The organism is Flavobacterium sp. (assembly GCF_020217025.1).
In the GTDB taxonomy this organism is placed as follows: Bacteria; Bacteroidota; Bacteroidia; order Flavobacteriales; family Flavobacteriaceae; genus Flavobacterium.
Genome location: NZ_JAIWOF010000120.1, coordinates 1 through 10000, shown reverse-complemented (window position 1 = coordinate 10000; position 10000 = coordinate 1). Strand labels below are relative to the sequence as shown.

Here is a 10000-nt window from a genome sequence, read left to right as displayed (position 1 = left end):
TTCTTATGGGAAGCACCATTTACATCAAATCCTACAAGTTTAATCAAAACGCAACAACGTTATGGAGGCATCATGTGGGCAAACGATAATATTGCGATTGTAGCCGATTCTTGGTACGACACAAGAAATACAAAAGCGTATTTATTCAATCCATCCAATTTAGCTATTGCTCCAAAAATTATTGAAGATAGAAATTCGCAAGATATCTATTCAGATCCTGGAAATTTCGAGATGAAAAAGAATGAATTTGGAAGATACGTTATCGCCATAGAAAACAACAAAGGGTATTTAATTGGTGACGGACACACAAAAGAAGGACAATTTCCTTTTATTGACGAGTATGATTTCAATACGTTGAAAAAAACGAGATTGTATACTTCTAACATGAAAGACAAAAAAGAAGATTTGATGTCGATTGAAGATTTCAAAAAAGGAGAAGTGTTAGTAATGATTCAATCTAAAAATGAATATCCAAATTACTACTTTAGAAACATCAAATCAAAAAACAAATTAACACCAATTACCGCTTTCAAAAACCCATTCGAAAGTATTAAAAACGTTCATAAAGAAGTCATTAAATACAAGAGAAAAGATGGTATTGAACTTTCAGGAACTTTGTATTTACCAGCAGGTTATGACAAAACGAAAAAAGAGAAATTACCTTTATTAATTTGGGCCTATCCAGCAGAATACAAAGACAAAAATTCAGCTGGACAAAACGATAAAAATCCAAATGAATTTACGTTCCCTAACTACGGCTCGTTTGTATATTGGGTAACCAAAGGTTATGCGGTTTTAGATGACGCGGCTTTCCCAATTATTGGCGAAGGAACAACGGAACCAAACGATACGTTTATTCCTCAATTAGTTGCTAATGCAGAAGCAGCAATTGACGCAGTGGATAAATTAGGTTACATCAATCGTAAAAAAGTAGCAATTGGAGGTCACTCTTATGGAGCTTTCATGACGGCTAATTTATTAACTCATTCTAACTTATTTGCTTGTGGAATTGCACGAAGTGGTGCTTACAACAGAACCTTAACACCTTTTGGATTCCAAAGCGAGCAACGTAATTACTGGGATGTTCCAGAAGTATACAATACAATGTCGCCATTTATGAACGCGGAAAAAATGAAAACTCCGTTACTATTAGTTCATGGTGAAGCCGATAACAATCCGGGTACTTTTACCTTACAATCGGAGCGTTATTTTCAAGCATTAAAAGGATTAGGTGGTCCAGCAAGATTAGTGATTCTACCAAAAGAAAGTCACGGTTATGTTGCCAAAGAAAATATCTTACATTTATTATGGGAACAAGATCAATTCTTAGAAAAATATTTAAAGAATTAGAGAATAGAGTATTGAATTGAGAAAATAGACCTTTGAATTGAGAGATTTGAAGGTCTATTTTTTTTACATCCCCCTAGCCCCCTTCAAAGGGGGAACTTTTTCTACGAATCACTATTCAGTTTTTTAATTTTCGCAGATAACTCGTTTAAGACATGATGACTATATTGGAGTACTTCATCATTTGAAAACCTTAAAAAAACAACTCCTTGTTGTTCTAATTCTCCTTGTCGTTTTGCGTCCTCCAAAAAAGTATTATCATGAATAGTTCCATCTAATTCAATTGCCAAACCAATTTCATGACAATAAAAATCCACAATATAATTTAGCATTGGAACTTGTCTATGAAATTCTACACCTAAAGATTTACCTTTCACCATTTTCCAAAATACAATTTCTGCTGGTGTGCTATTTTTCCTTAATTCTCTAGCCAACTCTTTTAATTTCGGATTGTATGGGATAATTTTATTTCTCTTAATTTCTTTCATATCTTATTTGCAATTCCCCCTTTGAAGGGGGTTAGGGGGATGTTACACTTTTTTCAAACAAACCACTTCCCCATTCTCCAAAGTTGCATCATTTTCAAAAAACAAAATTCGATTACCATATTTTGCTTCTATCAAATAATGACTTCCTCTGAAATAAGAATTGACAATCTCTACTTTTAAATCGGAATTCAATACCACTTTTAATTGATGTGGATAAACAAATTTTAGTTCTCCGTTAATTTCAATCTCATTGACATCTCCAAATAATGAAGCTACATATTTGTCTCTTGGATTATCGTAAATGAATTTTGGAATACCGCTTTCAATAATTTTTCCATCTTTAATAATCGCTACCTCATCGGCAAAAGATAGAACATCAGTACTATCATGAGTAGCAACAACACATGTGATTCCTTTTTCTTTTAAATAACCAAACAATTTTCGTCTCAAACTATTCTTTCTGAAATTATCGATGTGACTAAAAGGCTCATCCAACAATAAAACTTCTGGTTCAAGAGCCAAAACTCGAGCTAAAGCAACTCGTTGCATTTGACCACCACTCAAAAATTTCGCTTTTACATTGGCATATTCGGTCATTTCTACGATTTCAAGTAACTCGACGATTCTTGCTTTTTTCTCTTCTGGAAAAAAATTTGAAAGATACTTTCCTACATTTTCAGCTACCGTTATAAATGGCATCAAATCAAAATCTTGTGCCAAATATTTCATGAAAGGCATTCCTGGAATCAAATGATATTTCGGACCCAACACTTCTATATCATTCCAAAAAATTTGACCTTCATCTAAGTCGTATAAGCCATAAATTAATTTTAACAAAGTGCTTTTTCCACATCCACTTTCACCAATTAAAGCCAAGTTTTTTCCTTTAGATAAACTAAACGAAATCGAATTTAAATTGGGAGTATCATTATAGGAAAAGGAAATATCTCTAACGGTCAGCATTTCTTTTTTTTTCAAAATTACAAATAAAAAAGCCACTCCTAAGAGCAGCTCTATTAAATTTTAAATGATTTAACACTATTTTCCGGCTTCTTTTTTAGCGTCTTCAATCATTTTATCATTGGCTATAATAGCAAACTCAACACGACGATTTAAACTTCTACCTGCATCTGTATCATTTGTTGCTATTGGCTCTGCTTCTCCCATACCTACTACAGTAAATCTACTAGAAACTAAACCTTTAGTAGCTAAATAATTTTTAACAGCTGTTGCTCTCTGACTGGATAAATTCAAATTGTAATCATCAGATCCTTTGCTATCGGTAAAACCATAAATTTTAATATTAGTATCGGCATATTCTTTGAATACAGGAACCAATTTATCTAAATTCTGTTTAGCTTTACTGGTTAAGGTAGCTTTATTAAAGTCAAAATTAACCGAATTTTCACCTAAAACAAGACGAATACCTTCTCCCACTCTTTCTACTTGTGCTCCCGGTAAAGCCGTTTCAATTTCACGAGCCTGTTTGTCCATTTTATTTCCAATAATACCACCAACGGTACCGCCAATAACAGTTCCTAATACAGCACCTAAAGCGCCGTTTCCTCCTTTACCAACATTATTACCAATAACCGCACCTAAAACACCTCCACCTACAGCACCTATAACAGCTCCTTTTTGAGTATTATTTGCATTTTTTACCGAACTACATCCTGATAAAATGACATTACCTACCAATGCACCCGCTACTAAATAAATGGCTATTTTTTTCATCTGTTCTTATTTTTTTTCAAAATTATATACGATATCAACAAATTGCCCACCAACATTTACTTTATCAATTAACTGAAATGAGGAAGCACTCACATTGGCAACTCTTAAAATATAACCAGAATCAGTATGCTTAGCCTTTACCCCTTCCGTTAAAAATTTGATTACCATAAATCCGTCTTTATTAATATACCAAGTAATATTACTACTATAAGTAGGACAATTTGCTTTATCTAAAAGCATATTTCCTTTATTATTATTAGAAACAAAACTCCACTGACTTCCTTCAAAACACTTTGCATCCGCAATGTTAAAGGAAGTAACTTTCAAATATTCTGAACCAGGAAAGTTTACCGACGCTATTCTCCAGTTTCCTTTAATAGCCACTTCGGTTTTATTATCCAATTTTGTACTAGTAACCGTTTCTTTTGGTTTACATCCAAAAAAAACAATAGCCAACAGTAAGAATAGTGCCTTTTTTTTCATTTTTCTGTTTTTTTACATTCTTACAAATTTACTCCATTTATTTTGGAATTAAAACAATATCGTCTAAAAAAGCATACTGAAATTACTACGTCAATTTGTCATATTTTATGATTTGGTATCGAATTTGAATATCCAAAAACAAAAATTTGTTTAACTTAAAATTTTAAACATGGCATCAGGAAAAATTAATGTTTCAGTAGAAAACATCTTTCCCTTAATCAAAAAGTTTTTGTACAGTGACCACGAAATTTTTCTTCGTGAATTAGTATCGAATGCAACCGACGCTACTTTAAAATTAAAACATTTAACTAGCATTGGCGAAGCAAAAGTAGAATATGGCAATCCTATTATCGAAGTAAAAATCGATAAAGAAGGTAAAAAACTTCACATTATCGACCAAGGTCTAGGAATGACAGCCGATGAAGTGGAAAAATACATCAACCAAATCGCATTCTCAGGAGCAGAAGAATTCTTAGAAAAATATAAAGATTCTGCCAAAGATTCAGGTGTTATCGGACACTTTGGATTAGGATTTTATTCGGCGTTCATGGTGGCTTCTAAAGTAGAAATCATCACCAAATCATACAAAGATGAGCCCGCAGCACATTGGACTTGCGATGGTAGTCCGGAATTTACTCTAGTTCCGCATGATAAAACGGAAAGAGGAACCGAAATCATCCTACATATAGCGGAAGATTCGTTAGAATTTTTAGAAGAATTCAAAATCCGTGAATTGTTGACCAAATACAACAAGTTCATGCCAATTCCGATTAAATTTGGAACGAAAAAAGAAGCACTTCCAAAACCAGAAAATGCTCCAGAAGATTACAAAACAGAATATGTTGACGTAGATAACATCATCAACAATCCAAATCCAGCTTGGACCAAACAACCAAGTGATTTATCGGAAGAAGATTATAAAAATTTCTATCGCGAATTGTATCCAATGCAATTTGATGAACCGTTATTCAACATCCATTTGAATGTCGATTATCCATTCAATTTGACTGGAATTTTATATTTCCCAAAATTATCATCGGATTTACAAATTCAGAAAGACAAAATTCAATTGTACCAAAATCAGGTATTCGTAACGGATAATGTAGAAGGAATTGTACCTGAATTCCTAATGATGTTAAAAGGTGTGGTAGATTCACCAGACATTCCATTAAACGTATCGCGTTCGTACTTACAAGCCGACGGTAACGTGAAGAAGATTTCAAATTACATCACTAGAAAAGTAGCAGACAAATTAAAATCATTATTCAACGAAAACCGTGATGATTTCCAACAAAAATGGAACGACATCAAAGTGGTATTGGAATACGGAATGCTTTCGGAACCAAAATTCTATGAAAAAGCAGGCGATTTCGTTTTATATCCAACGACAGAAGACAAATATTATACGTTGGCAGAATTAAAAGAAACTTTAAAAGACAACCAAACCGACAAAAACGGAAAATTAGTTGTTTTATACGCCTCAAATAAAGATGCACAACACAGCTACATTGATATTGCTAAAGAAAAAGGATATCAAGTGTTGTTGTTAGATTCGCCAATCGTTTCACATTTGATTCAGAAATTAGAAGCGGATAATGAGAATGTAACTTTTGTTCGTGTAGATGCGGATTATATCGATAAATTAATTCAAAAAGAAGAAGAAACGATTTCGAAATTATCCGATGACGAAAAAGAAAAACTAAAATCCTCTATTGAAACAGTAGTTCCAAAAGAAAACTATACAGTTCAATTAGAAAACTTAGACAGTAATGCTTCACCATTCATCATCACGCAACCCGAATTCATGCGTAGAATGAAAGAGATGAGTGCAACTGGCGGTGGCGGCATGTTTGGTATGGGCAACTTTCCAGATATGTATAATTTAGTGGTTAACACAAATTCAGAATTAGCCTCTACTATTTTAAACAGTTCAGAAGACGTACAAAAAGACTTGGTAAAACAAGCTTTAGATTTAGCAAAACTTTCACAAGGATTACTTAAAGGTGAAGAGTTGACTGCTTTTGTGAAAAGAAGTTTTGAGACGTTGAAATAGCTTTCAGATTTTCAGAAAGTATACTAAAGTTAATTTTATGTCGTTAAAAAGGTATTAAACTCACCAATTATGAAGAAAAAAATTTTAAACATTTTAACTATTGCTTTAGCAATAACAACTATAGGATTTATTGCCGATGGCGATGTTAAAGAACCAAATGTATTAATGCGATTTTTTGAATTTTTTATGATGACAGGAATTGTTTTTACCTTAATTTCTATAATTTATTTTAGTTATGCTTTTACTATAAAGAAAATACTGAAAGCCTAAAAGTAAATTTAAATCTATAACTAATCCTGACAGGTTTTTGAAACCTGTCAGGATTTTTTTTAACTTTGATTACCAAACTAAGAACTATGAAAAAACTAACATTCGAAATCGAAATAAACGCTCCAGCCGATAAAGTATGGAACGCCATGTGGGAAGAAGAAAACTACAAAAAATGGACATCCGCTTTTTGTGAAGGTTCGTATGCAAAATCTTCTTGGAAACAAGGCGAACGCATTCATTTTTTAGATCCAAATGGAAATGGCATGTACAGTGAAATTTCCACTTTAGTTCCTAATGAAAAAATGTTTTTTACTCATATTGGCAACATTAAAGATTTTGAAGAACAACCTCTTGATGAAGCCACAAAATCTTGGACAGGAGCTCAAGAAAATTATAGCGTGATTTCAAATGGAACGACTTCAAAAGTCTTAGTAACATTGGATATCGTAGATGAATATGCTAATTTCTTTTTAGAATCATTCCCAAAAGGATTAGCAACTATAAAAGAAATCTCCGAAAATTAAAATCTCATGACACTATCAATAGAAACTCCTGCTTTATTATTCTCTGCAACTTCGTTAATTTTATTAGCTTACACGAACCGATTTTTAACGATTGCTCAAATCATTCGTAACTTGAAGAAAAACTACGACGACAATCACAATAAAAGCATTTTACTAGAAATTAAAAACTTAAACTTAAGATTAACGCTAATCCGTTACATGCAATTGTTTGGTGTAATGTGTTTGTTCTTATCAGTTTTTGCAATGTTGCTACTTTATGTAAATCATGGAGATTTTGGCATTTACTTCTTCGGAGCTAGCCTATTTTGTTTATTGATTTCATTAGGAATTTCGTTTTGGGAAATAAGCATTTCAGTAAATGCATTGAGAGTTCATTTGAAAGATTTATCAGAAGATGTAGAATAATTTATTCAATAATCCACAACAAAACTGGTTTTTTAGATTTTTGTATACGCTCATCTAATTTATCCATAAATTCATTTGAAACTGCTGGGCAACCCCAACTCAACGGACTATATCTTGGATAAATTTCTTGATTTTTAACAGCATTCCAAGAATGCAAAACAACAACTCTTTTTTCCGCATTTCTATTGGAAGACTCTAGTCCGTGTAACCAATATTTCACGTTGATTCCCCACGAACTATAATCGCGACTTCCTATTTTGTATTTCCCCTTCATCGAGCAATGACTGTCTACTCTATTATCAAATTTTACCTTTTCCCATTTGTCTGGGTTTTCTTCAAATTGATCGCAACTGCCATGTGTAACCAAATTTTTATCCAACACTTTCTTCGTTGCAAAATCATAAATAAAAAAACGATTCTTCCCAGAATGCACACTCAAATCAACTAAAAAATAATACGATTCATTATAATTATTTTCTTTACAAAAGGAAGCTGCTTCTTTATGAAATGAACTGTAATCTTTTACAGCTAAAGGTTCAACTTCCGAATTATTACAACATAAAAAACAAACTGCTATCAATAGTAAAAAATGCTTCATAGAAATGGGATTAGAATAGTATAACTCCACTTTCGAATTTTTATTTAAAACAATGATGTTAAATTCGTACTAAAATTAAACCCTCAAAAAATCTTTCTTCTTTTATCTATTCTCTTTTTTCTTTTTACCCTATCTTTGCGCCCCTTAAAAAATTTAGGATATGTCAAACAACAATATTATCAAAGGTGTTTTCTTGGTTGCATTAGGTGCAACGAGTTATGGTATGTTAGCTACTTTCGTTAAACTAGCTTACAAAGAAGATTTTACAACGGCGGAAGTAACTTCATCACAATTTATTTATGGAATTATTGGGATTTTAATCATCAACTTATTCCAACGTACCAAAAACAAAAACACAGCGGTAAAAGCTTCTCCAAAAAATATTTTCCAACTGATGTTGGCCGGAACTTCATTAGGAATGACAAGTGTTTTCTACTATTTAGCAGTAAAATATATTCCTGTTTCTATTGGAATTGTATTGCTAATGCAAACCGTTTGGATGGGTGTTTTACTAGAATGGTTTTTAGACAAAAAAGCGCCTTCATTTCAAAAAATAATTTCGGTTATCATTGTATTAATTGGAACCGCTTTAGCTATTAATATTTTTAAAATTGATTTCAATGACCCAACAATTGATTGGGCAAACGGATTATTTTGGGGATTATTAGCTGCTGCTTCTTTTACAACAACAATGTTTACAGCTAACAAAGTAGCATTAGGAATTTCTTCTGCACAAAGAAGTTTGTATATGTTATTAGGTGGAGCGGTTATCGTATTTGGTTTCAGCTTATACACTCAAGTTACTCCTTTCAATTTTGAAATTTTTACGAAATGGGGAATTGTTTTAGCTTTATTCGGAACAATTATTCCACCCATGTTATTAAATGCAGGATTTCCTCATACCGGAATTGGATTAGGAAGTATTGTTTCTTCATTAGAATTACCCGTTTCGGTAATGATGGCATTTTTCCTTTTAAATGAACAAGTGTTATTCATTCAATGGATGGGAATTGTGTTAATAATTACCGCTATTGTGATTATGAACATTCAGTTCAAGAAAAAAAATTAGCAAGAATTACACTGTTAATAACTTTATTTTCAAACACTTAAACCAAGATTCTTTTTTAGTAATTTTAGTTAAATAACCATTACAAGAAATTGTAAGTAAAACTATTTAACTATGAGAAAATTATTTGCTGAATTTTTCGGAACCTTTTGGTTGGTATTTGGAGGTTGTGGTGCAGCTGTTTTCGCAGCAGGAGTTCCTGATATCGGAATTGGACTAGTGGGCGTTTCCCTTGCCTTTGGATTAACCGTTTTAACCATGGCTTATGCGGTTGGACACATCTCGGGAGGTCATTTCAATCCTGCTGTTACTTTAGGATTGTGGGCTGGCGGTCGATTCTCTGAAAAAGAAATCGTTCCTTATATTGTTTCACAAGTTCTAGGAGCCACTGCAGCTGCAGGTGTATTATATCTTATCCTAAATGGAGGCAATGCTTTTTCTTCAGAGGGCGCCGGTGCTTTTGCAACTAATTTCTACGAATCGGAGGTCTATAACGGCAGAGGTTACAGCATGATGGCTGCTTTTATAACGGAATTTATTCTGACGATGTTTTTCTTAATTATTATTTTAGGAGCAACCGATAAATTAGCCAACGGAAGATTTGCCGGAATAGCCATCGGTTTAGCTTTAACGTTAATTCATTTGATTAGTATTCCTATCACCAATACTTCTGTAAATCCTGCACGATCTACTTCTCAAGCGCTTTTTGTTCAAGGCGAAGCTTTGAGTCAGTTATGGTTGTTTTGGGCAGCCCCTATTACAGGTGCTATCGTAGCAGGTTTCATTTACAAAAATTTATTACAAGACAACAAATAAAATTCACTCTAAAAACAGTAAATTAGCGATGTTAATCATCGCTTTTTTTTATGCTTGATTTATTTCCAAAAGAAAAGATAATACTTCCGCTACCCGATGCGGTTTTTGAATTCTATCCCAATTTCTTCAACAAAGAAGAAGCGGATTTACTTTGGGATAAATTATTAAACGAAACGCCTTGGCAACAAGATGACATCACCATTTTTGGAAAGAAAA

The 10000-nt window shown here is 32.9% G+C and carries 12 protein-coding genes; 7 read left to right on the top strand and 5 right to left on the bottom strand.

Annotated features, from left to right (window positions below):
- On the top strand, nucleotides 1-1350 hold a 1350-nt coding region (locus LDL23_RS05990), incomplete at its 5' end, for a prolyl oligopeptidase family serine peptidase (protein ID WP_291264898.1).
- A gap of 101 nt (nucleotides 1351-1451) precedes the next feature.
- On the opposite strand, the gene LDL23_RS05985 is transcribed toward LDL23_RS05990, so the two are convergent.
- From LDL23_RS05985 to LDL23_RS05970, 4 genes are all read right to left on the bottom strand, one after another.
- Entirely contained in the window at nucleotides 1452-1835 is a 384-nt protein-coding gene (locus LDL23_RS05985; RefSeq protein WP_291264897.1) for a DUF559 domain-containing protein, read from the bottom strand.
- Nucleotides 1836-1877: 42 nt separating this feature from the next.
- On the bottom strand, nucleotides 1878-2798 hold the full coding sequence (locus tag LDL23_RS05980; protein ID WP_291264896.1) for an ABC transporter ATP-binding protein: 921 nt from the start codon (nucleotides 2796-2798) through the stop codon (nucleotides 1878-1880).
- Nucleotides 2799-2873: 75 nt separating this feature from the next.
- Complete coding sequence (locus LDL23_RS05975; RefSeq protein WP_291264895.1) at nucleotides 2874-3569, bottom strand: OmpA family protein; 696 nt, start codon at nucleotides 3567-3569, stop codon at nucleotides 2874-2876.
- 6 nt (nucleotides 3570-3575) lie between these two features.
- Complete coding sequence (locus tag LDL23_RS05970) at nucleotides 3576-4052, bottom strand: lipocalin family protein (protein ID WP_291264894.1); 477 nt, start codon at nucleotides 4050-4052, stop codon at nucleotides 3576-3578.
- A 169-nt stretch (nucleotides 4053-4221) separates the two neighbouring features.
- Here LDL23_RS05970 and htpG point away from each other — a divergent pair, with 169 nt between their 5' ends.
- From htpG to LDL23_RS05950, 4 genes are all read left to right on the top strand, one after another.
- Complete coding sequence (gene htpG, locus LDL23_RS05965) at nucleotides 4222-6105, top strand: molecular chaperone HtpG (protein WP_291264893.1); 1884 nt, start codon at nucleotides 4222-4224, stop codon at nucleotides 6103-6105.
- 69 nt (nucleotides 6106-6174) lie between these two features.
- A complete protein-coding gene (locus tag LDL23_RS05960; RefSeq protein WP_291264892.1) occupies nucleotides 6175-6375 on the top strand; it encodes a hypothetical protein in 201 nt (66 codons plus the stop codon).
- Nucleotides 6376-6461: 86 nt separating this feature from the next.
- Entirely contained in the window at nucleotides 6462-6899 is a 438-nt protein-coding gene (locus LDL23_RS05955) for an SRPBCC domain-containing protein (RefSeq protein WP_291264891.1), read from the top strand.
- Between the two features lie 6 nt (nucleotides 6900-6905).
- Nucleotides 6906-7304, top strand: a complete 399-nt coding sequence (locus LDL23_RS05950; RefSeq protein ID WP_291264890.1) for a DUF2721 domain-containing protein — start codon at nucleotides 6906-6908, stop codon at nucleotides 7302-7304.
- A 1-nt stretch (nucleotide 7305) separates the two neighbouring features.
- Here the strand turns inward: LDL23_RS05950 and LDL23_RS05945 are convergent, their stop codons facing one another.
- Complete coding sequence (locus LDL23_RS05945) at nucleotides 7306-7902, bottom strand: murein L,D-transpeptidase catalytic domain-containing protein (protein WP_291264889.1); 597 nt, start codon at nucleotides 7900-7902, stop codon at nucleotides 7306-7308.
- Between the two features lie 160 nt (nucleotides 7903-8062).
- Here LDL23_RS05945 and LDL23_RS05940 point away from each other — a divergent pair, with 160 nt between their 5' ends.
- Together LDL23_RS05940 and aqpZ are read left to right on the top strand one after the other, a co-directional pair.
- The gene (locus LDL23_RS05940) at nucleotides 8063-8971 is read left to right on the top strand and encodes a DMT family transporter (RefSeq protein ID WP_291264888.1); all 909 of its coding nucleotides are present in this window, start codon (nucleotides 8063-8065) and stop codon (nucleotides 8969-8971) included.
- Between the two features lie 111 nt (nucleotides 8972-9082).
- Nucleotides 9083-9784 carry an aquaporin Z gene (aqpZ, locus tag LDL23_RS05935; protein ID WP_291264887.1) on the top strand — a complete coding sequence of 234 codons (702 nt, stop codon included), beginning with the start codon at nucleotides 9083-9085 and terminating at the stop codon, nucleotides 9782-9784.
- Nucleotides 9785-10000 lie beyond the last annotated feature (216 nt).

Coding starts and splice junctions, on each gene's coding strand:
- LDL23_RS05975 (WP_291264895.1), bottom strand. CDS start 3,569: ATGAAAAAAATAGCCATTTATTTAGTAGCGGGTGCATTGGTAGGTAAT.
- LDL23_RS05980 (WP_291264896.1), bottom strand. CDS start 2,798: ATGCTGACCGTTAGAGATATTTCCTTTTCCTATAATGATACTCCCAAT.
- LDL23_RS05950 (WP_291264890.1), top strand. CDS start 6,906: ATGACACTATCAATAGAAACTCCTGCTTTATTATTCTCTGCAACTTCG.
- htpG (WP_291264893.1), top strand. CDS start 4,222: ATGGCATCAGGAAAAATTAATGTTTCAGTAGAAAACATCTTTCCCTTA.
- LDL23_RS05940 (WP_291264888.1), top strand. CDS start 8,063: ATGTCAAACAACAATATTATCAAAGGTGTTTTCTTGGTTGCATTAGGT.
- LDL23_RS05985 (WP_291264897.1), bottom strand. CDS start 1,835: ATGAAAGAAATTAAGAGAAATAAAATTATCCCATACAATCCGAAATTA.
- LDL23_RS05945 (WP_291264889.1), bottom strand. CDS start 7,902: ATGAAGCATTTTTTACTATTGATAGCAGTTTGTTTTTTATGTTGTAAT.
- aqpZ (WP_291264887.1), top strand. CDS start 9,083: ATGAGAAAATTATTTGCTGAATTTTTCGGAACCTTTTGGTTGGTATTT.
- LDL23_RS05955 (WP_291264891.1), top strand. CDS start 6,462: ATGAAAAAACTAACATTCGAAATCGAAATAAACGCTCCAGCCGATAAA.
- LDL23_RS05960 (WP_291264892.1), top strand. CDS start 6,175: ATGAAGAAAAAAATTTTAAACATTTTAACTATTGCTTTAGCAATAACA.
- LDL23_RS05970 (WP_291264894.1), bottom strand. CDS start 4,052: ATGAAAAAAAAGGCACTATTCTTACTGTTGGCTATTGTTTTTTTTGGA.